Annotated in this window: 19 protein-coding genes, 1 pseudogene and 2 CRISPR repeat arrays; of the genes and pseudogenes, 6 read left to right on the plus strand and 14 right to left on the minus strand. The window is 63.8% G+C overall.

The genetic code is table 11. The features are described 5' to 3' along the window. The first annotated feature begins 66 nt into the window (after positions 1-66). Positions 67-643: direct repeats of the CRISPR family, unit length 28 nt; unit sequence GTGCTCCCCGCGCACGCGGGGATGATCC. Between the two features lie 155 nt (positions 644-798). Both DPM12_RS20980 and DPM12_RS24395 read left to right on the plus strand, forming a co-directional pair. Continuing rightward, positions 799-1,080, plus strand: coding sequence for a type II toxin-antitoxin system RelE/ParE family toxin (locus DPM12_RS20980; protein ID WP_112260307.1), 282 nt, complete (start codon positions 799-801; stop codon positions 1,078-1,080). A 13-nt stretch (positions 1,081-1,093) separates the two neighbouring features. Continuing rightward, positions 1,094-1,389: pseudogene (locus DPM12_RS24395) on the plus strand (HigA family addiction module antitoxin). A gap of 198 nt (positions 1,390-1,587) precedes the next feature. On the opposite strand, the gene cas6e reads toward DPM12_RS24395, so the two are convergent. The 11 genes from cas6e to DPM12_RS21040 form a co-directional block, all read right to left on the minus strand. Beyond that, a complete protein-coding gene (gene cas6e, locus DPM12_RS24570; RefSeq protein WP_112260308.1) occupies positions 1,588-2,268 on the minus strand; it encodes a type I-E CRISPR-associated protein Cas6/Cse3/CasE in 681 nt (226 codons plus the stop codon). Then, entirely contained in the window at positions 2,259-3,002 is a 744-nt protein-coding gene (gene cas5e, locus DPM12_RS20995; RefSeq protein WP_112260334.1) for a type I-E CRISPR-associated protein Cas5/CasD, read from the minus strand. Before cas5e ends, cas6e begins: the two co-directional genes overlap by 10 nt. 2 nt (positions 3,003-3,004) lie before the next feature. Further along, on the minus strand, positions 3,005-4,150 hold the full coding sequence (gene cas7e / locus DPM12_RS21000) for a type I-E CRISPR-associated protein Cas7/Cse4/CasC (RefSeq protein WP_112260309.1): 1,146 nt from the start codon (positions 4,148-4,150) through the stop codon (positions 3,005-3,007). Continuing rightward, positions 4,147-4,761 carry a type I-E CRISPR-associated protein Cse2/CasB gene (gene casB, locus DPM12_RS21005; RefSeq protein ID WP_112260310.1) on the minus strand — a complete coding sequence of 205 codons (615 nt, stop codon included), beginning with the start codon at positions 4,759-4,761 and terminating at the stop codon, positions 4,147-4,149. Before casB ends, cas7e begins: the two co-directional genes overlap by 4 nt. Next, positions 4,761-6,524 (minus strand): type I-E CRISPR-associated protein Cse1/CasA, encoded by a 1,764-nt coding sequence (gene casA, locus DPM12_RS21010; RefSeq protein WP_112260311.1) that lies wholly within the window; start codon positions 6,522-6,524, stop codon positions 4,761-4,763. Before casA ends, casB begins: the two co-directional genes overlap by 1 nt. A gap of 305 nt (positions 6,525-6,829) precedes the next feature. After that, positions 6,830-7,198, minus strand: a complete 369-nt coding sequence (locus tag DPM12_RS21015; RefSeq protein WP_112260312.1) for a hypothetical protein — start codon at positions 7,196-7,198, stop codon at positions 6,830-6,832. A gap of 2 nt (positions 7,199-7,200) precedes the next feature. After that, the gene (gene cas3 / locus DPM12_RS21020; RefSeq protein WP_112260313.1) at positions 7,201-9,666 is read right to left on the minus strand and encodes a CRISPR-associated helicase Cas3'; all 2,466 of its coding nucleotides are present in this window, start codon (positions 9,664-9,666) and stop codon (positions 7,201-7,203) included. A 174-nt stretch (positions 9,667-9,840) separates the two neighbouring features. After that, positions 9,841-11,517: direct repeats of the CRISPR family, unit length 28 nt; unit sequence GTGCTCCCCGCGCACGCGGGGATGATCC. Between the two features lie 437 nt (positions 11,518-11,954). After that, a complete protein-coding gene (locus tag DPM12_RS21025) occupies positions 11,955-12,251 on the minus strand; it encodes a Fe-S cluster assembly protein HesB (RefSeq protein WP_112260314.1) in 297 nt (98 codons plus the stop codon). A gap of 261 nt (positions 12,252-12,512) precedes the next feature. Further along, the gene (locus DPM12_RS21030; RefSeq protein ID WP_164465299.1) at positions 12,513-13,043 is read right to left on the minus strand and encodes a DnaJ family domain-containing protein; all 531 of its coding nucleotides are present in this window, start codon (positions 13,041-13,043) and stop codon (positions 12,513-12,515) included. Between the two features lie 125 nt (positions 13,044-13,168). Then, complete coding sequence (locus DPM12_RS21035) at positions 13,169-14,050, minus strand: cytochrome c biogenesis CcdA family protein (protein WP_112260315.1); 882 nt, start codon at positions 14,048-14,050, stop codon at positions 13,169-13,171. 2 nt (positions 14,051-14,052) lie between these two features. Then, positions 14,053-14,748, minus strand: a complete 696-nt coding sequence (locus tag DPM12_RS21040) for a TlpA family protein disulfide reductase (RefSeq protein WP_123788502.1) — start codon at positions 14,746-14,748, stop codon at positions 14,053-14,055. 294 nt (positions 14,749-15,042) lie between these two features. Between DPM12_RS21040 and DPM12_RS21045 the strand changes: the two genes are divergently transcribed. Then, positions 15,043-15,717 carry a haloacid dehalogenase type II gene (locus tag DPM12_RS21045; protein ID WP_112260317.1) on the plus strand — a complete coding sequence of 225 codons (675 nt, stop codon included), beginning with the start codon at positions 15,043-15,045 and terminating at the stop codon, positions 15,715-15,717. 27 nt (positions 15,718-15,744) lie between these two features. Here the strand turns inward: DPM12_RS21045 and DPM12_RS21050 are convergent, their stop codons facing one another. Together DPM12_RS21050 and DPM12_RS21055 are read right to left on the minus strand one after the other, a co-directional pair. Then, positions 15,745-17,019: an HNH endonuclease signature motif containing protein gene (locus DPM12_RS21050; protein WP_112260318.1), complete on the minus strand. Its 1,275-nt coding sequence runs from the start codon at positions 17,017-17,019 to the stop codon at positions 15,745-15,747. Positions 17,020-17,104: 85 nt separating this feature from the next. Continuing rightward, positions 17,105-18,514, minus strand: a complete 1,410-nt coding sequence (locus DPM12_RS21055; RefSeq protein WP_112260336.1) for a mycothione reductase — start codon at positions 18,512-18,514, stop codon at positions 17,105-17,107. A gap of 295 nt (positions 18,515-18,809) precedes the next feature. Here DPM12_RS21055 and DPM12_RS21060 point away from each other — a divergent pair, with 295 nt between their 5' ends. Both DPM12_RS21060 and DPM12_RS21065 read left to right on the plus strand, forming a co-directional pair. After that, the gene (locus tag DPM12_RS21060; protein WP_112260319.1) at positions 18,810-19,202 is read left to right on the plus strand and encodes a heavy metal-responsive transcriptional regulator; all 393 of its coding nucleotides are present in this window, start codon (positions 18,810-18,812) and stop codon (positions 19,200-19,202) included. Between the two features lie 23 nt (positions 19,203-19,225). After that, entirely contained in the window at positions 19,226-19,696 is a 471-nt protein-coding gene (locus DPM12_RS21065) for a hypothetical protein (protein ID WP_211659205.1), read from the plus strand. A 205-nt stretch (positions 19,697-19,901) separates the two neighbouring features. Here the strand turns inward: DPM12_RS21065 and DPM12_RS21070 are convergent, their stop codons facing one another. Further along, a complete protein-coding gene (locus tag DPM12_RS21070; protein ID WP_112260338.1) occupies positions 19,902-21,191 on the minus strand; it encodes an ABC transporter ATP-binding protein in 1,290 nt (429 codons plus the stop codon). A 194-nt stretch (positions 21,192-21,385) separates the two neighbouring features. Here DPM12_RS21070 and DPM12_RS23350 point away from each other — a divergent pair, with 194 nt between their 5' ends. Further along, the gene (locus DPM12_RS23350; protein WP_123788503.1) at positions 21,386-21,637 is read left to right on the plus strand and encodes a hypothetical protein; all 252 of its coding nucleotides are present in this window, start codon (positions 21,386-21,388) and stop codon (positions 21,635-21,637) included. The last annotated feature ends 3 nt before the right edge of the window (positions 21,638-21,640 follow it).

Here is a 21,640-nt window from a genome sequence, read left to right on the forward strand (position 1 = left end):
GACCGCGCCTACGTCCGCGACGAGGCTGGCCACCAGCGCTACACCACTCTATGGGGCACTACTAGCGTGCTCCCCGCGCACGCGGGGATGATCCGAGCTCGATGGTCCGCCTAAGAGCAGAAAAAGCGTGCTCCCCGCGCACGCGGGGATGATCCATCGCGATTTGTGGCAGCCAACACGCGGATCCAGTGCTCCCCGCGCACGCGGGGATGATCCGCATGGTTTGTCGAAATCTGAATATGGCATGTGGTGCTCCCCGCGCACGCGGGGATGATCCGCACCGGGACCGCAAGCACACCTATATGCGCACGTGCTCCCCGCGCACGCGGGGATGATCCTCCCAGCGAGGGGTGGGGGAGAAGCAGGCTGCCGTGCTCCCCGCGCACGCGGGGGTGATCCCACTTTCCCCTGCGGTCACAGGCACATCCCGCAGTGCTCCCCGCGCGCGCGGGGGTGATCCCATGACGGTGCGGCAGGACCTCCACTTCGACGAGTGCTCCCCGCGCACGCGGGGGTGATCCGTCGACCAGGTTCCCCGCCGTCACGCACAGCCCGTGCTCCCCGCGCACGCGGGGGTGATGGAAGCGGATAGCGCGCTTTATTGGGACGATCGCCGTGCTCCCCGCGCACGCGGGGGTGATCCGACGGAAGATCCCGCTATCGCGCCTGGTCGGCACCGTGCTTCCTGCGCACGCGGGAGTAGTGCGCGCGTGTGTTGCCCGCGCTGACGCCAGATGTAAATGCGCGACTAAGAGCATAACGTGAAGCGTTAATAACGCAGAGCGTTATAGTGCTATCGTGCTGCTCTCGTTCGGCGACAAGGACACCGAACGCGTGTGGAACAGACTGCGCTCACCACGACTCGATCCAACCCTCCGACGTGCTGCGCCACGCAAGCTACTGACCCTTGATGCGGCCGAGACGCTCGCCGATCTACGGATCCTGCCCGGCAATCGGCTCGAGCAACTACGTGGAGAGCGGCGCGGCCAGCACAGTATTCAAATCAATCAGCAGTGGCGAATCTGTTTCCGTTGGACTCCGGCCGGGCCGGAAGACGTGGAGATCGTCGATTACCACTGAAACAGGAGGAACCATGACAAGCACGGACACCCCAATTCACCCAGGCGAGATCCTTGTTGAGGAGTACCTGAATCCCATGGGATCAGCCAGCACAAGCTGGCCGTTTCGATCGGCGTTCCACCGCGGCGACTCAACGAGATCGTTCATGGTCACCGGCGCATCACGGCCGGCACGAGCCTGCGGCTGGCTCGGTACCTCGGCACATCAGAGCAGTTCTGGCTGAATCTGCAAAGCAGGTACGACCTTGAGATTGCACGTGATCATCTCGGATCAGATCTTGACGCCATCCGACCGAGAGCGAGCGCATAGAGTCGCGCAACACACCTCCTGTTACGTTTGCCCTACCCTATAGGTGATGGCCAGGGCCGATTCGACTTCTTCTGGGCTGCCTGACTGAACGGGCGTGGCGACTCAGCGGTCCGGTTTCTATGAGTGCCCGCCGACACGCGGTCACGTTGACAGCCTCCGTCAGCTGGGATTCGTCATTGACAGCAGCTGATCAGAACGTCACCAGGATCGATGCGGAGGTGCCAAGGTCACCAGGCCACAGCCATATGATTTCGCCGGACCAATGCCAGCACAGAGAGCCTCCACGAACGCCGACGGATCTGTAATAACCAGGTGCCCGTCGAAGCGCACGGGATCTACTGTCACCTTGTTATGCCGCCCGTTCCCCTGGTAACCGGTGAGGCGAGGACATGGCGATGGCGCCAGGTCCGGGCGGGCGTCGGCACCCGTGGGTATGGTGAATCCGTTCTGCGTACCACGGTTCACGAGCCAGCTGATCTGCTCCTCGGGATCTTTGAGTGAGTATCGCGTATCGGCTCGGCGCTTCTCGCCGGGCTCTGGCTTTCTGCGACGCGTCGGATTCGCTATGAGCCGGAAGGACAGAACTCGCCCTGACTTTAGGGTGTCGAACGTAGTGCTGAGCTCACGTACGTCAGCGGGTCGTTTGAGATATTGGTCGAAGCCGTCCCAGTTGGGTTGAGTGCGACTTTGCACGTAGAGCGTGTACCCCACGTTTCCGTGGTCCAGCCGCCAGAGCACGCCATGCTGCTCACGGGTGGCGCTGCCCTCCGGAAGCTCCGGGAATCCAGACATGATGGTGCGGTGCATCTGGTGAATATCAGCGTAATCGCGCCGGAACGCGTGCGCCGTCGTGTCGGGAATGAGTCTGCTCAAATACACGACTGTTCTCCCGCGATCATCGACTCGGTCAGTACGACCTCACCACGACACACCGACCGGGTGTAGAAGCGCCGGTCACGGCTACGGAACGATACTGGCACATCGTGTCGTGGCTCGGCTCTCGCATCCGTCGGCCGACCGTCGACGAGAGTGCGTAGCCGACGGGCATTGCCGTCACGTAGATCTCGGACTGCCTTATCGCACTCCTTCTTGCTGTTCTCCAGCCACACATGCGACTCGAGCACTCCCTCGACGCGTCCCTCCGCCACGCCGAGATACGAGTCATCCGGTGACGGCCCGACGAGCGGGCGCGCAGGCACGAATGCCTTCCGTCCTAGGTAGACGGGCCAGTGCGGTTGGTTCAGCGCCGCATGTATTCGGAACAACGTGTCATGATGCTCTGACTGGACAGCGACGAGGAACAACGCATCAGCAAGATAATAGCGGTGACTGACCACAGTGCGGTGATTCTTACCTTCCGTGTTCGGCACGTTCGAGACCGTGTGGTAATCGCGTTCCAGAAGACCTTCACGATCGACGCGAACGCCAATCTCCAATTGGGCCAGGGCCTGAATCTTCTCGTCGTCGTCCCGGTCTATGCCGAGTGCGGCAGCAACCACCCCGACGACACCGGACTTGGTCGGTTCACGCGCCGTGTCCCTGCTCGTGAATCGAGAACGGACACCCCACGACTGCATCGGAGCATCCAGGCATAGCGCAAGTGTGTAAGGCATCGTCACGACAGAGCCGAGGTCAGCAGCCGATGACGGAAGTCGTCCAGCGTCAACGCGGTCTCGCTGTCCGACAGAGGAGCGGTGTCGGCACTGATCGACGCACCGACGACCTCGCGGAGCTCGTCGGTGCCGTAAAACTCGCGCAGCTTCTGGAAATGCGACATCAGGTTCGTGGTGGAAGTCCGCATGATGTCGCTGCCCGTGACCGGACGCAGGAAGGCATTGGCCAAATTCCAAGCTCCACGTTCACGTACTGTCCCGAGCAGAGTCTCCGGCATCGTGCGCGCAGCCGTAGTCGTCTGCTTACCACTGGGCGTGGCATGGACAAATGCCGAGAGCCACGCTCCAGCTGCTTGAGCGACGAGCTCGTCGTCGCCCTTGAGGTTGTTCGCGAGCTGACTCAGATCCACGTTGGCATAGCGGTAGTAACAGGCGGCGTTGAAGTCGATCGTGCCGATCATGTCCGCACCCTGCTCATCGTCACGCTTCAGATCATCAACGGCGGTGTAGTAGTCGAACTCGGTTGCCACGGCGTGCGTCGATATCGCATGAGCCACCTGGGACGCAGCATCGACGTTGAAGTCCGTGTTGTCTGCGATCATCCGTCCGAACAGCGCGATATCTGCGGCACGACTCGCGTCGAAGATTCGTTGAGCTTCGGCGGCGGTCTCCTTCTCCGGTTTCACCTTAGAGATCTTGGTAGCCGCGTCGTCGGTCTTCTTCTCTTTCTTCTTCGCCTCCTCAATACCGGCTGCCAGAGCGTCCCAGTTGTCGTCGCAGAAATCGGTGAGCAGGGTCACCGCGTCGCGACCGACAAACAGCAGATACTGGGTTAGCCGATTCCTTTCCACCCCAAACCCAAGTGAATGCAACCCAGCAGCAACGATTTCCTGTGCGGTCTCGGAGTCTCGGCCCCGCTCTACAAGAAGCTCACTTGCCGCTGTGACCAGGCGTTTCGTACGAGTCCCGACATTCTCGTCATCCAGGCCATAGCTGGTGAACAGCTGACGAGCTGAACGCTTCAGGCACTGACTGGAAATTCGACCACGCGGCACGCCACCAAATGTCACACTCTTGGGCTGACCAAGATCGTCTCGATTCAAGTTACTCGCTGGGAACGACTGCAGCAGGTGTAATTCGATGATCACGTGGCGCTCTCCTGTAGTTGCTCGGCAACAGAGGTTTCGTTTGTGTCGTAGGTGGTGTTGCTTTCCCGATCAGGACGGTGGAACTGTCTCGCCCACCTCATCCGAACGTCGCTGGCACGCTCGTCATCGGCGTTAAGAAGGACGAGGAGATCTCGCAGCAAATGGTGGAAGTTGACCGGTAGCTCGTGGGCGTCGAGCATCTGCAAGCTCGCCCGCACGTCTTGGGAAAGTCGATCGGTGTCGGCCGTGAGAAGCTGCTGCATACGCCGTTGCGCTGACGAAGCGTATTTGCCGTCGTTCACCTTGGCAAGTTTTCCTAACGCTGCACACAACGGTAGCCGCGACTTGCCCGGATGTGGTCGAGGATTGAGCGCATACAGTCCGGCGACCATGAGCCAAACCCTTTGTTCCTTTTCTGGCGGGTCATGGCGAAATACCAGTTCATACGCTCCGTGCTCGTACCGATCCGCGACCGCGACCCGCCGGAGTTGAGCAAGCGTCTTGCGTGCGTGCGCCACTTGATGCCGTTGATCCGACGACAAGTCTTTCCCCAGTTGATACAGGCCCTCAACCAGTCGGTGTCGTCTCTCGACCAGGGTGAGTTCACCCATCAAACCCCCTCGTAAGGCAAGATAGATTTCATCTTGTCGTCGAAATCGTCACACAGGCCATGCAGGCGACCCCGAAACCACTCGTAATGCTTGGCCACGGCGTCTAGCTGTCGTACCCGACGTTGCTGAACGGCCACTGCCCACCGATCAACAGCAACTGAAGCGACGTTTCGAACCGTATCCTTCCATTCGAGCACCAACGGCTCCCGGGATGACGCGTTCAGCGCGGCATAACCAAGATTGCTCAGGAATTTGTCGAACTCTGGGGCGAGCCGTGGCCAATAGTCCTGCTCGAGACCGACGTTGTATGGCGCATTGCGCTTCTCTCTTGCCGAATGCTGTGCGCTTAACGATTCACGCCACCGGTCGACCAACTTTTTGATGGCCTGACCGACGTCGTCTGCCAGTTCCACACAAATCCCGATCAGGGCACCGTTGGCCCAGCTATCCGTCTCGACCGCTGCATGCTCCGAGTCGCTATATACCTTCTCCGCCCGCAGCAATGCGGCCGGCGCCGGGAGCTGTTCCTGCAGCCAGGTCTGCACCGATCCGCCGCCCGAGTCGTCGAGCTGCTGACCGAAGACGCGTATCGTGAATACCTCGTTCGTGGGCAGGAATCCATCGGCCAGGCGATCTGCTACGTGGTTGAGCACATGCGGCCGGATATGACCAAAGTCATCTTCCGGGATCAACATTTCCCGGGCATGTCGCCAGATACCCCGCAGCCTGTGCAGCTGAATCGGTTGCCATTGGCGCTGCTCATCACTACTACGCCTGCTGCGCCTCTCAGGCTGGTGGAAGGCTGCCATCTTCTCAACCCAGTGAAGCTGCTCTTCCATAGCATCGCCCGGCGTGATCACAGCACCGTCAACTGTCGCGCCATCCTCATCGGACGTCCGATGTAGTAGTACTCGCCGCGATTGCCAGGTCAAGACATCCAGCCAGCCCTTTGTCACTCGCTTCTCGGGCTCCGGCGACGGAGGCTCAGCTTCCCATGAAGGACGATCTGCGGAGGACGTGTGCTTTGGTTCGTTCGCATCGGGTTCATGGAGCACAAGGTTGAGCAACAACGTCTCTTTGAGAGTGTCGCCTTCGACCACCACCGTCCCAAAATTGTTGCATGGCGCCCGCTGCGACTGTTTCACCTTTGTGAACGGGGTCTTGAGCCCGCCGGGATCGTATGCCTGTACCGTAACCAGCCACCGCGCGGCTTCGGCCGCGCTGAGAACGAGGCGTTCTCCGGCGGTCGTCTGGTCGAACAGCGTCGCATTGTTGCCAACGGCCCGGAAATGTACGAGCTGAGCGGCTGACCGTGCCTGCAGGTCGGCCAGGGCAGGGCATTGGAAGAAAGGCCGTTCGTCGTCGAACAGGTCAAAGGCACGGGCATGATCATCGAAGTAGGCGTCAATCCGATCTTCGGGAAGCGACTCCGCTGACCACAACCGGCGCCATTCGTGTCTATTGCGAGGCCCTTCAACGACTCGATGCAACACCGCGATCAACAGCCGATGCAGTGCTGCCGTGACCGGTGGCGCCTCCGCGTCTACCCACCGCAACTGATGCGCTCGCCGCAGCACGTCTCGTAGTCCGAGCTCCAGCGCATGGCCATCGCAATCGACGACCGGCACCCACGGCTGCTCGGTAAGCCGGTAGCTCAACGTCCCCCCTCTACACGATCGAGGGATCAAGATATCCGTTCCATCGCGATGAGCCAACACCCCCGCTGACGCGGGGAGATCGCGATAAGTGCATATCCGCCACACCTATACGCGGATCACCTCCCTGAACCGGGAGACACCATCAGCATACACGCCGCGAATGGCGAGCAACACCTATACGCTTGGTTCTGTGGTACTGTCAGCACTGACGAGCACGAGCCGCAATGTCCCGGGGGGAAATATTGTTTAAAGATCGGCGCAGTAGATGGTCGGACAGACACCTTCCGGCGTTCCGCCTGTCGGTCACCGCCGAGGTGTCTCTCGTCATGTGGATCTTCCTGTTCCTCGTCGTCGGACTCGTGGCATGGGGGCTCCTGGGGGCAACGTGACACTCGCCCTGCTTACATAGCCTAGGTCTCGGTTTCCCATATACGCAGGCCGAACACAGGGTGATATTCGAGTCTGACGGCGTCGATGGATGCACCGTCGTCGTCGAGTACGAGCCGCCGATAGTCGTACAGCCACCCAGACTGAGAAAACGGTCGGGGTACCGGAAGCCCTTCCAGTGCTCGGTAGGCATCAATATCAATGTCTACCGGGCACGTCAGGTGGACAGCTGAACGCAGGGCGGCGTCGATCTCGCCAGCTGTCAGTTCGTTCTCTTCGGTCAGATCCAGCGCAACTCCTTCTAACGTGCGCGGATGCGGCGAATCGGAGCGCAGGATGACGACATCGATATGCCGCTCCAGCTCGACACTCTCTTCGGAGTCGTCTGGCACAGTCATGATCCATCCCGTCGGTCGCGACGGTCGCGGCGAGTGCGGCCGGGGTTCATCGGTTGTTCCGTAAGGCGCGTTATGGAGTCGTCACACCGTAGCGGTGGAATGTAATAGTGTCGCGCATACGCTTCGTCACGTTCCTGCTGCTTGCTATAAGTCTTCGCGGCTTGATCGAAGCGACGCTCCAGCCCTTCCGGCGCCGGCTTCGAAGCGACGTAGACGTCATGCACCAGCTTCGACGTCTGGCTCGGAAGCCGCAGCGACGACACGTCACGCAGCTCTTGCCAGGTACGTAGCAATGGTTCGTGCGGATAGACGACATGAAGTCCTCGTGGAAACGAGGGGCCGTTCTTACCAATAGGTGGTTCAAGTAACCCCAGAGTTGGGACCTGACAACCCCGAACTTCGGGTGGGCGATGGTGCCGATGCACTCGGCCCACCCGCTGGATCAGCACGTCTATCGGACACAGGTCGCTGACTAGCAGGTCGAAGTCGATGTCGAGGCTGTGCTCCAGGATTTGTGTTCCGACGACGATAGCGTGGGGGCGTTGCTCTGAGGTCTCGCCAAAACTCTCTCGAAGCCACCGTTCGATGTCTGTGCGCTGGCCCTCTGAGGTCATGCGGGTCAAGTAGACGAGTGTCGGCGGCTTCTCCCAATCGGCTATCGCCTGCTCAATCCTCGTGTACATATCCTCGACACGACCGACGAGGTTACAGATGACCAGGGCACATCCGCCCTGCCCAATCCGTTTCTCGAGCCACGTGGTCAACTCGTCGTCTGCCAAGTGATCAACTTCCACCTCGCGATCAGCGTTGACATCCGAAATCGCAATCGGCCGGGAAACGGGCTCGCCGACCGTGCCGGCCCACGTCACTTGCCAACCGCCAGGTACCTGAACCCGAGAAGCCTCGACCTCATTGGGTAACAGCCTCTGGCTCCCCGCCTTCCACTGAGCAATCAGCTCTGCGCGACGATCTGCTGGAAGCGTTGCCGAGAGCAAGATCACCGGGATCCCGAGTCGACCGCACCACCACATAAGGCGGTACAGCAGAGTCGAACTGTAAGTGTCGAGTGCATGGACCTCGTCGACCAGGAGGACCTTGCTCGACAATCCGGCCAAGCGAACGTACACATGGCGCGACATGATGCTCGCCTGAAGTGACTGGTCCCAGGTGCCGATACCAACCGGGAACAGCAGGCCACGCCGACGGGTGAAGAACTCCTTCTCCACATGCATGGGTGCATCGTCGTCCAGGCCAACCTCCGACGGGTCGAGCCGAGCATCGTCGAGCTCCTTCACAGCCGTGCTGTAGACGAGCTTGGGCGAGTACTCCATCCCCAGGTCATGCGCGGCGTCGCTCAGCTCGCTATGCATGCCGTTGGCCGTGGCCCGCGTTGGCAACGCAATGTATCCACCGGAGAGGTCGAGACGGCGCACCAGCGTGGCCATGGCCTGCACTCCCGCTTTGGTCTTGCCCTCCCCGGTTGGCGCTTCGATCACGAGCACCCCTGCGGAGTCCTGCTCGGCGACCAACGACTCGACAGCCAGATGCAAGGGCCGCGGGTCGTGGATGGCTGGAAAGAGTTGCCTGAACCTTGTGTCCTCCGGTGGCCTCCACTTCCGCCAGCGCAACCTCCGACCCACAACATCCTGGGCCTTCTCACGTGCAGACTCCCGATACGCTTCCAGATCATCTACGGGGAATCCGGCGTAGGGGAACTTTGTGTCATCCGACGCGATCCAGTCTGATACCGAAGTCAGCGCGATCAGACCCACTGCTGCCGTCGCAACATCCAGCGACGTCTCGGCCCAGTTAGCTTCGGCCGGCTCGCCCAACGACCACAGTTGTATGAGAGCGGTGACCAAGTCATCTCGCCATTGGTCCCATCGGTGCCCGCCATAGTGTCCACGTCTATCTTTCGCTGCGAGATACTTGTCAGACGCGATCAAGTTGCCGTGATGACCACCGATCCCGTGTGCGATCGCCGCTGTGACGTCAGCTGTGGCTCCCCATCGGCGCAGGGCATCACGGAAATAGACAGTAGTGAAATCCCCGTGCTTGATATCAACACGTCCCTTTTGCGCAGCAGAGACGAGTCTCTCCAACTCGCCTTTCACCTGGTCGCCGAACGAGGCGACGGCAAGATCCAACCGTTTCGCCTGAAAGACTGGGCTGCATTTACCCAGGTCATGAAGGCCACATAGCACAGCCACCCAGGACGGAACGTGCCCCAGTGGGCCAAGTCCCGTTTCAAGCTCACGGCGCATGGTCGGACCCAAATATACGTCGTAGAGCTGCTCCGCCACCGCCACAGTATCGATCATGTGACACACCAGCGGATGCGGCACTGACCCGCTCCCGGCCTTACCCCAGGCTGCTGTGACGGGAACGCTGACAACAACCTCCGACAGAGATCCCACCCCCTGCGCAACGTTCACCGAATCCGGAGGCCAACTTACGGCCATCCGAAGCTCACTGAGCGATCACTAGCTCAAGCATCATAGTTGCCGCGTACTATCGGGAACATCCCAACGAAGCCATTAGCACACAGATTGCCGGGCAGCACGCTAGCCTTGGCCACTCGACACTTGGTAACCAAAAATCCCATGATCGGCACATAACGCACCAGGTCAAAAAGGGTGCTCCCCGCGCACGCGGGGATGATCCGGACCGGCAGTCCTGCTCCTGACGGCCGACGCCGTGCTCCCCGCGCACGCGGGGATGATCCGCGTCCAACGAGCGTCCAAGTATCGTCCAATCGGTGCTCCCCGCGCACGCGGGGATGATCCGATCACCCCTCAATAGATCCACCCCTGAACTGGGTGCTCCCCGCGCACGCGGGGATGATCCGACCTCGATGCCGGCGGCCGCCTCGTCGAGCCCGTGCTCCCCGCGCACGCGGGGATGATCCGGTCCCGACCATTGCTGACATCTCCGCCCCAACGTGCTCCCCGCGCACGCGGGGATGATCCGGATCTGAAGAAGCTCGACCGGGAGCTACCCAAGTGCTCCCCGCGCACGCGGGGATGATCCACCGGCCTGGTCCTGGAGGTTCGCCAGCGCCTCGTGCTCCCCGCGCACGCGGGGATGATCCCAGCAAGGCCGCGAAGCTGCTGACCGCCGTCGAGTGCTCCCCGCGCACGCGGGGATGATCCGCGGGCGGGATTGCCACGAGGCAGCCAGCCCGGGTGCTCCCCGCGCACGCGGGGATGATCCCTCGTCCGAGCGCTGAACATCCACGCCATACAGGTGCTCCCCGCGCACGCGGGGATGATCCCGAGAAGGCCCACGCCAAGATCATCAATCTGGAGTGCTCCCCGCGCACGCGGGGATGATCCTGTGCGTACCGGGACTGGCGCGCGCCCGCGTGCGTGCTCCCCGCGCACGCGGGGATGATCCACAGCGTCGAATTGGTTCCCTCGCCGCCTGTCAGTGCTCCCCGCGCACGCGGGGATGATCCTGTTGAACCGAACGCGGTTCAGCGTGGCCAGCCGTGCTCCCCGCGCACGCGGGGATGATCCGGCGGCTGGTGGAGGTGGTCGCGTGAGGGGCATGTGCTCCCCGCGCACGCGGGGATGATCCGAGGAGATGGTCGAGTCATATGCGCAGGAGAGAGTGCTCCCCGCGCACGCGGGGATGATCCCGCGGACGCTTAGATGACAGTAAGCCACACCGGCGTGCTCCCCGCGCACGCGGGGATGATCCCACCACTGGGGAGGATGCATGATCCAGGATGAGGTGCTCCCCGCGCACGCGGGGATGATCCTTTGACACGATCTGTCGAATCACTTCTGCTGATGTGCTCCCCGCGCACGCGGGGATGATCCATGTCGGTCAACGTCCGCATGTGCATAAAACGCGTGCTCCCCGCGCACGCGGGGATGATCCCCTCAGCCGTGCCGTCGCGAAATCGGGTCCGGGAGTGCTCCCCGCGCACGCGGGGATGATCCTCCCGTAAACTAACATCTAGATCTCTTGCCCGGGTGCTCCCCGCGCACGCGGGGATGATCCTGTTGTTTTGCCCTGGCCAGTCGGACCGATCAGGTGCTCCCCGCGCACGCGGGGATGATCCTTCAACGTCGCCTGAACCATTAAAATCATATACGTGCTCCCCGCGCACGCGGGGATGATCCGACTGAAATCCCGCTGTCCTCATAGTTTTGGCCGTGCTCCCCGCGCACGCGGGGATGATCCGTGACGTGGGGTAGGGGCGGTCGAGCAGCATGTGTGCTCCCCGCGCACGCGGGGATGATCCCTCGGACATGATCATCACCTGTAGACCTCTCGTGTGCTCCCCGCGCACGCGGGGATGATCCGCCTACGCGAGTGCTTCTCGCCAGAGATGGGTCCGTGTGGAGTTTAGGTTGAGGGGTGTGCGGGAAAGAGGTCGCCATAGTGGCCTGAATTCCACGCAGGCGCTGCGAAACACCACATCGATCATGAACCAGCGTGTCCGCGACAACCGCCGGGCGCCCCCGATTCCCGGCACACACGGGAATCGATCATCCAGGACGCATTACACGAGGTGCTCCTCTACACGACCCCGCTGGATGGAACGAGGCCGGTGGGGCAGAGCGCTAGATATGCGAAGGTCCGGTGCCGTCCGTAGCTGGACAGACGACGCCGGACCAACACAAGCTCGAATGATGCAGTACCGGGCGACCCTTGAGGGTCGTTGGAGCAGATCCGACCGCTTCCGCCCCACGTCCCGCCGCATGCTCGCCACGGCAGGACCCGTCAGCGATATGCAGTATCAGGACTCCGGCTGCATGCCGAGCATGAACTGAACCTCGCCCTGCTCGCTGATCTCGGCGTCCAGGGCCTTGTCGTCGAGCTGCTCGGCGGCGGACGAATCCATCATCACCTTGGTTCCCTGGGCATCGACGACCTGATCCCCGGGCTCCGGTGCATCGGTGACCTGCAGCGTGAAACCCTGGCTACCGTCGTCACCCGTCGTCGAGGCGATCCGTAGACCCGTATCCTCTGACATCCCGGGCTGCGAGGTCAGGTGACGAACGGCGGTCACGGCTTGATCGGTTAGCATCAACATTTGGGCGCTCCTTGCGCTCGTTCGTGCCTTGCAGTCATGTCACGCCAGAGAATGGCGCCAGACACCCCCAGCAGCTCGCGATCCAACTTTGCCGTCCAGGGCCGAAACCAAGGCGTGCAAATAGGTGGAGCCACAAAGAGCGACTTCTTCCACCCTGAACGTCGATACCCATATCTCGCAAGGAGAATCGCCGCGTCGGCACAACAACCAGAGTGATCATTCACACTCTTGCCCGAACGTGCCTCCGGTGAGAGGGTCCGCTCAGTCGTCGCCGCCCCGCCGCACAAGCCGTCGCCACCAGGGACGATGCCGGCCCGACCGCTCCGCAGCCACCGGCGGATCAGCGGGCTGGCCCGGTCGGGCGGGCTCGCCCGGTCGGGCAGAACGATCCTCATGTCCATCGCGCCACTGCTCGACGATCCTCTCGACATCGACGAGGGAAATGGGGATCTGAGGACCCGACGGGGCGCGCATGTACTCGACGATCTGTTCGTTCAGATTTCTGACGACGTCACGTACGGCGTCCTCGGAGGGCAGGTCGCGCACCGTCTCCGGGAGGCGGTCGATCTCTTTGCGCAGCTTCAACGGGGTCGGCAGCACCGCATCGGTCGGCAAGCCTTCGCGCTCCAGCTTCTGCTTGACCCACCACATCTCGTCGTGGGCCTTGCCGAATTCGGGAAGCGGTTTGCCAGCGCCGGGAAGGTTGTCGAACTCGCCGCGTTCCTGGGCTTCGCGGATCTGCCGCTCGATCCACGATTCGAAGCTCATTCCCGACGGCTTGCGCTCGGTCACACACCCATTGTCCACCACAGAACGGCGTGCGGAAGATGGCACCGCGTGGAGCTGCGTTCCCGTATACAGACTGCGGGAAGCACACGATCTGGGACGGCCACACCGCCTACCGAGTACTGCTGCACCTACTGGACCGACTCCTGCAACTCCTGCGACGCCTGATTCTTGCGCCTGATTCGCCGGGTCACGACGAACGCCAGGGCGAGCAGAACGGCGGCGACGATGGCGAAGCCCCAGACTCCGACCGCGTCGATGCTGCGGGACATCCAGTTCTGAATGCTCTCGCCCACACCGATGACCGGATCGTCGACGGCGCCACCGCGCAGTACCCGGATCTCGTACCAGCCGTAGTACGCCACATACCCGCCGGCGACGAGCAGGAGTCCACCACCGAGACGCGGGACAAGCCTTCCTGCCCTGCGCAGCCACGTCACCATCGTCGTCTGGGCAAGTGCCACGGCCAGTGACACGGAGACCACGACCAGTCCCATGCCCAGCGCGTACGTGCCGAAAACGGCGAGCCCACCGAGAAACGAGCCGGTCCGGAAACTTGCCACGACAGTGGCGAGGAAGGGAACGAACGTGCAGGTCAGCGAGACGAGCGCGTACGTGACTCCGAACGTTGCCATGGATCCGAGGGAGCGTGTGAGCTCGGGCCCGCGCACACCGAACCGCATTCCGGGAATGTTTCCACCGGCCAGCAACCAGATGCCCAAGCCCAGCAACAACACCCCGAGCACGACGGTGAACCAGGGCAGGTATCGCTGGACGCTGCCGATGTTCGCCACGCTCGACAGGAGCAAGCCGAAGGCACCGAAAACGGCCGCGAACCCCGCCGTCATCGCACCCGCGAACCCGAGGGCACGCCGGACGGCTGCCGGCCGATCCGGCGAATCGTCGCCCATGACCAGGAACGACGCGTATGCCGGCAGGAGGGCGAACCCACACGGGTTCACCACGGCCAGCATCCCAGCCGCGGCGGCCAGGGCGATCGGGAGACTTTCCATGCTCAGCTGGCCAGCTCAGCGGCCTGGGCGGACAGATCCTCCGGGCTGAGCGGCCCGCGGTGTGTCACCTCGCCGTCCGCGTCAACCAGGGCGAACGTGCTCTGTTCAGCGATCTCGAAGAGGATCCATATCTCGCCGTCCTCGTCAGCGAGGTGTGGAAGGTCTTCGGTGTTGGTCCGCTCGATGAAGTCGCGCATCTCCGGCTCTCCACCCAGGCTCGCCACGCCGACGACGTTGAGCTCGCCCTCGTGCTCCTCGGCAACGTCGAGCACGTGCGGGGCTTCGGCCATGCACGAGGAACACCATGGTGCCCAGAACCAGAACACCGACGGCTGTCCCGCCAGTGTCGCGCCGTCGAAGCTTTCACCGTCCACCGTCGTTGCGGTGAATTCGAGCTGCTCCGGGACCGGCGCGTCCTCAGCATCAGTCTCCGCCGACTCGCCGCCGCCCGCAGCCTCGTCGCCCCCAGATTCTGCGCCGTCTTCCGGCTCGTCGCGCTCGCCGGTCTCCTCGTCCTCGCCGGCTTCCGCGTCCTCCGCTGAGTCGTCGACCTCTCCTTCCGGCTCGCTGCCCGCTTCGCCGGAAACCTCGTCGGAGCCTTCCATGTCGGCCGACTCCACGGCGTCATCCGAACCACACGCGGCCAGCACGAGCGCTCCTGCTGCCACGAGCAGGGCAAATCTAGATCGGCGCAACACCTCGAACTCCTTTTCAACTCGAACGTATGACCACGGTGCCGGACGAGCCCCGCTCAGACCGTGAGCGCGCTCACCGAGCAGCCATGGATCTCGTGGACGCCAGCAACCGTGCGCCCCGAACATCATGTGCCCTCTGAACGAACGCGGACCAGTGACAACTCCCACCAGCAGGGATCCGTAAGGAAGCCTTAATCTCGGCCGAACTCGCCGAGCGCCAGATCCTCGACTTCGGCATCTTCGCGCCGATTCCCGAACCGCTTGCCTCGACCGGGCGAGAACCGGTTGGATCGGCTCATGGCGACCCGCCCGCTAGTCATCGCGTTCGATGTCATCGAGACCTTGTTCCCGCTCGAACCGATCCGTCAGCGGCTCATCGACGCCGGGCAACCTGGCCACCTTCTCGAGCTCTGGTTCTCTCGCCTGCTACGTGATGCGTTCGCTCTCGTCGCCACCGGCGGCTACCGCCCGTTCGGCGAGATCGCCACCAGCGCGCTGCGATCGACCGTCGGTCCCGGCGTCGACGACGCGACGCTGCGCACCGTTCTCGGGGGATTCTCCGAGCTCGAACCGCATCCCGACGTCGTGCCCGCAGTGCGGCTGGCCGGTGAGGCCGGGGTGCGGATGGTGACGCTGACCAACGGCTCGGCGCAGATCACCTCGCGGTTGCTCGAACGTGCTGGGCTCGACGACGACATCGAGCAAGTACTCTCGGTGGACGACGTGCAACGGTGGAAGCCCGCCCCAGAGATCTACCGGCACGCGGCCTACAGCACCCACGTGCTCCCTGAACGGGTGGCGCTGGTCGCCGCCCACGCCTGGGACACCCACGGCGCCCACCAGGCCGGGCTGGCCACGGGCTGGGTGGCACGGCTCGAAGCCACCTTTCCAGACATCTTCTCCGCGCCCGACGTCACGGGAAACGATCTTGTGGAGGTGGTGCGGGGCCTGCTCGCCCTGCCCACCGAGTAGGACCAGAACTCCGGCATCCGCCGGCGATCAGGCGCCGGTCTCCGGCCCGGCGCGAGGTGGCGACGCACGAGTGGCGTCGACGAGCCTGGTGACGATCTGGCTGATCGATTCGGGCGGCTCGGACGGAACGGGTACTCCGTCGGGGTCCACGAACCTGAACCGTCCCGGGCCGAGTATCTGAATGTGCCAGCCACCCTCGTGCACCGTGGTGTGGTGCTTGCGGCAAAGCAGGATCATCTCGTCGACGTCCGTGCGCCCGCCCCGGGCCCAGAAGACGACGTGGTGCACCTCGGACCATTCGACGGGACGGCGGCAACCGGGAAAACGGCACCCGCCGTCTCGCAACCGCAGCCCCTTGCGCTGCGCCGTGGTGGCGGTTCGTTGCGAACGGCCGACATCGAGGGGCCGCGAATCGGGCCCGACGATGATCCGGCTGACCCTGGCGTCACACGCGAGGCGGCGCACGGCTTCGCCACGCAGCATCGACCCATCGGCCAGCGTTCCCGTTCCGCCGGAGCGCGACTCCAGAGTGGCCAGATCGGTCACCACGACGACGTGGGAGGACTCCCCGGCCTGGCTAGGAACGTCGCCGTGCGCCAGGGCCCGGCGGCAGAGCTCCACCAGGGCGTCGGCGCGGCGCTGCGCGGGAGTGCGAGCGTCGTCGGGACCGGCAGGTCTGGACAGTGCGTCGATCGCGGTGCCCACCACAGCTCCATGTTCCGAGCCGAGCACCCCGTCGATGGCGTACGCACCGTCGAACGTCGACGCGAGATCGAGCCAGCGGCCCTCGTCCCGCTTCTCCGCCCGCTTGACCGCACGCGTGTCGTCCACCGCAGCGCCAAGGCCACGCAAGGCGGCACGGAGCCGGCTCGGCTCGTCGGCGCGCGCGGCCTCCACCAGCGCATCCTGGCAGCCGGCAATGACCTCGCTTCCCAGCAACGCGGTCGCGTCCGTGATCGCGCCCGCGTGCGGGACCCGGATCGTGCCCTCGATCAGCGCGTTCTCGACGACCGGCAGGTCCGTCAGCCGCCGGGCGATCTTCAGCGAGCGGCTAGTCTCACCGGGCGCGACATGAAGCTGGTGCCGGACCCACGCGCGGGTGGACAGCGCGGAGGTCGTCTCGCTGATCCCCCGGGTGTCGAAGGTGCGAAGCCTCGTCAGATATGCCGCCTCCGCTGCGTCAGCGAGCTTGCGCAACGCCACCAACTGGTCCGTGACCTCGGCATCGGAGAGCTCACCGACCGGCGACGCGGCCAGCTCCCGCACCGCTTCGGTCAGGTCCTTGAGCAGCTCCGAACTCATGTTCCTGAAGCTATCGGATGGCACCGACAGACTCGGACGCCATTCGAGAGCTAAACACAGGCAAGCGAGCTGAAACTGCAAGGAATTACTGAGCAGGAGACGCGTCGAGCGGCAGCTTCAGCAAGGCATTCTCGATCAATTCGGGAAGCGCGGGATGGATCCAGTACTGTCCACGCGCCATGGTTCGAGCGTCGAGACCGAAGCTCATCGCCTGGATGAAAGGCTGGATCAAGGTCGGAGCCTGCGGGCCGAGAATGTGTGCGCCCAGCAACGTCCCGGACCGGGGATCGGCCAGCACCTTGGCGAATCCGGTCGTGTTCTCCATCGCCCATCCGTAGGCGACATCGGAATAGTCCTGGGTGGCCACCACGTAGTCCAGATCGCGCTCACGCGCCGCCTGTTCGGTCAGGCCGACGGCGGCGATCTGCGGGGAACTGAACACGGCATGCGGGACGAACCGATGATCGCTGGCGACCAGCTCGTCGGGATACAGCAGGTTGTGCTGCACCACGCGCTGCTCGTGATTGGCGACGTGCTTCAACGTCCACGGCGACGAGATGTCACCGAGCGCCCAGATCCCGTCCACCGTCGTGCGCTGGTACTCGTCGACGACGAGATGCCCGCCATCGCGCGTTTGAAGGCCGGTAGCGGCCACGTCGAGCTGGTCGGTGTTCGGCCGCCGGCCCGTCGCGACGAGCAGCACGTCCGTTTCGAGCACCTCTTCTCCGCGCGGGCCTTCCAGCTGAAGCCGGCTCACCTGGCCGTCCTGTTCGGCGTGCACGACTTTGGTGTGCAGCCGCACGTCCCATCGATGGCGAGCGAGCTCGGTGAAGCGCGCCGAGATGCCGGCGTCCTCGGCGCGCAGCAGCGAACCAGAACGGGCCACCACGGTGACCTCGACCCCCAGCGAGCTGAACACGTGCGCGAACTCGGCCGCCACGAAGCCGCCACCGAGAATCGTCATTCGCCGCGGAAGCTTCTCCAGGCGCATCACCGTGTCGCTGGTGTGATACGGCAGCTCAGCGAGGCCGTCGATATCAGGCACGACGGGGCGGCCACCGGCAGCGACGACGATCTGATCGGCCGTGATGGTTTCCGGCACTCCCCCGTCCTCTGGAGTGATCGTCAGCTCCTTGTGACCGCTGAAGACGGCATTTCCGAGATACACGGTGACGTTCCGGTTGTCATCGTGGCCGATCCGGTACTCCCTGCCGCTCTCGGCGATCGGATCGATGCGGCCGAAGATCCGGTCGCGGATGTCTCTCCACCGCACGTGATCCAGGGTCTGATCGACGCCGAGCTTCGCGGCCTCGGCCGGCGTGCCGGCGACGTCGGCGGTGTAGACGAACATCTTGGTCGGTATGCACCCCACGTTCAGGCAGGTACCCCCGAAGCGCCCGCGTTCCACCAGAGCGACGTCCCAGCCGGCGAACCGTTCGTCCAGGATCGAGTTACCCGACCCGGTACCGACGATCACCACATCGAAGTGCGGCACGCGCACCTCCTTCCACATGAATTGGCCAATACGCCGGCAACAACACGGATGGCGCGGCCGATTTCAATATCGTGTCATGTCGCTAACGTTCTCGGACCGGCGTGGCCGGGTGTCCGGCGCAGCGGGTATTTGCCGGTGTCCAACGCCGGCGCTGGCACCTGCTCGGCAGGCTCGCTATCGTCGCCGCCACCTACGCTGGGCTGTGCGGTGTCATCACGTGGCTCGGCATCCTCGCGTCGTTCGTTCCAGTAAACTGGAAGGTTCAGCGACCATCACGGTACCAGGCGAGGCACCCATGCTCATCGGCGAGATCGCCCAGCGCACGGGAACGACGACGAAGACCTTGCGCTTCTACGAGGATGCGAAGCTGCTTCCCGCGCCGCAACGGACGCCCGCCGGCTACCGTGACTACTCGCCCGACGTGGTCGATCGCATCGCCTTCATCCACGATGCGCAGAAGGCAGGCTTCACCCTGCGCCAGGTCGGGCAGATCCTCGATATCCGCGACGGCGGTGAATCGCCGTGCGTACACGTCGGCCACCTTGTCCACCAGCGTCTCGAGGAGGTCGAGCAGCGCATCACCGAGCTCGAACACACCCGAGACCGGCTTGCCGCCCTGGCCCGGCGAACGCGGGAACTCGACCCGGCCGACTGCGGCGGCTACTGCACCATCATCGAGGCGACGTGATCGCCATGGATAGGCTCGGGAGAATGCTACGAGCCGTCATCGTCGCGGTAATGCTCTTCCTGGCTGGCTGCTCCTCCGACGGCGAGGGTGACACCGGCGCGCCAGAGACAGACTCCGGATCGCCCGCTGCGGACACCGGATCGTCGCAGGACGAGCCCAAGACATCCGGGGAAGACCCCGACGAGCAGCGGTACCCGGACGTCGTCGACGCCACCGCGCAGCGCGACGGCGATACGTACTCGTTCACGGTCACGATCAGCTCTCCCTACGACACGCCCGACCGCTACGCCGATGGCTGGCGCGTCGTCGACGCGGACGGCACCGTCTACGGCGAGCACACGTTGATGCACGATCACGCCAATGAACAGCCGTTCACCCGGACGCAGAGCGACGTCGAGATCCCCGACGACGTCGACGAGGTGACAATCGAGGGACGTGACCAGGAGTACGGCTACGGAGGTGCCACCGTCACGGTCACGCTGCCGGAAGAGTGACGCACGTCGCCACTCACGCGGCTCGTGCCAGGCCCGCTCCCCCGCCCCAGGCCTGATGCCCGCCAGATCCGTGATGGTGATCACGGCTGGGCCTTCGGCGAGGGTGCACGACGTTGAAGCGATGCGCTGGTTGCTCATCGAGAAGCGGCGGACATGCTGCTTGCTCATCACGCACACGATCGCTTCGTCGATCGGCTCGGAGCGCTCAGCGCCCGACGACGTCGATGCGGTTCCCGCGATCGTTGAAGAAGAGGAGGGCCTCGGTGTCCACCGCCACGGACAGCGGCTCTCCGGTCTTGATGTGCGGATACGGCGCGAGCCGTACCGCTACCTCGGCCGAGCGACGCAGGTGCCGGCCAGGTGTCTCGCCGTCGGCGGTGGATGTCGTCTCGTCGTCCGAGCGGCCCCCGTTCCGGCTCCAGCGCGACGCCCAGCTACCGAATGGCCGCCTCCACCGGTTTCCCAGCACCTGCTCCGCCTTGGTGGTTCCCACCTCGTCCGGCGCGATCGCGGAGGCACGGATGTCCAGGAAGGCCAGCGTCTCGTGTCCGTGATGCTCCAGGGTCCGCACCTTCCCGGCCAGTTCGTTGCTCGCCGTTCCGGGAGTGACCGGGGTCAACGCCTCGGCGCGAATTCCGACGATGATCCGCTCGTTGTCGTACCGCGACAGGATTCGCGTCCGGGAGTGCGCCCATGGCAAGCTCAGGGTCTGCTCGCCGATGTGCAGCTCGATATGGCTACCTTCATGCGCGTCGACCTTCGCGACCGCGAGGCAGATCCGCGGGTTACCCAGGAACGACGCCACGTAGATGGTCGCCGGGCGGTTGTAGACAGCGGCCGGAGTACCCACGTCCTGCAAGACTCCCCGGCGCAGGATCGCGACGCGGTCCGCCATGGTCAGCGCTTCGGTCTGGTCATGTGTCACATAGATGACCGTCACGCCCAGCTGCTGCGCCAGCCCACCGATCTCGTTGCGTAGCTCCGCGCGTTGCCCGGCGTCCAGATTGGACAGCGGTTCGTCCATGAGGAACAGGTCGGGCTCGCGGACGATGGCCCGGCCCATGGCGACCCGCTGGCGTTGGCCACCTGACAAACGCTGCGTGCGACGCCCGAGAATGTCCGCGATACCCAGCGCGGACGCGGCGTCGCTCGTGCGGCGTTCGCGCTCCTCCGGTTCGATCCCCGCCATCTTCAGCGGGAACCCGATATTGTCACCGACGTTCATGTGCGGGTAGAGGGCGTAGTCCTGGAACACCATGGCGATGCCCCGGTCCCTCGGCGCCAGCCCGTCCGTCGGCTCTCCGTCCAGATACACGGTGCCCCTGGTCGGATCGTCGAGGCCAGCCACGATGCGCAACAAGGTCGACTTCCCGCAGCCCGACGGGCCGAGGAGGACCATGAACTCGCCGTCGGCCACATCCAGGCTCACATTGTCGAGCGCGGTCGTGCCGCCGTCGAAGACCTTGGTCACACCCTCCAATGTCACGTCAGCCACGGTCGACACACCCCCAACGCTCGGCTGCCCCTTGCAGGAGAACGGGATCACAAAAGGGGCAAAACCACAATGATGGTACCGGCTCCTGGACACTGAGAAAATGTCTCTGGCGTTACGCCATGGCCACGACCGTACGCTTTGCGGCCCGATTTTGAGGCACGGTCGCGGGTTTCCCAGAAGAGATCCTTCGGATTGTGCACACGTCGTCGCAGGCGCAGGCGGCTCACGTCGTCGTGCACACCGGGAAGTTCACACCCTTCGGCAACGTCGTGCTGCGCAACGGAGTTGGGGTTCCGGTGTCTTCCGTAGCGGGAGCGGCGGTATCCGGCCGACGGTTGAGCCAGCGTCTCGCCCGCAAAGAAACCGACATTGTCGAGGTCATGGCCTTGATGATGTCGGTTTCTCGCCCGCATGCTGAGCCGCACCGATGCTCGGCGGGGGCATGATCA

It is taken from the genome of Phytoactinopolyspora halophila, from assembly GCF_003287285.1.
GTDB lineage: Bacteria > Actinomycetota > Actinomycetes > Jiangellales > Jiangellaceae > Phytoactinopolyspora_A > Phytoactinopolyspora_A halophila.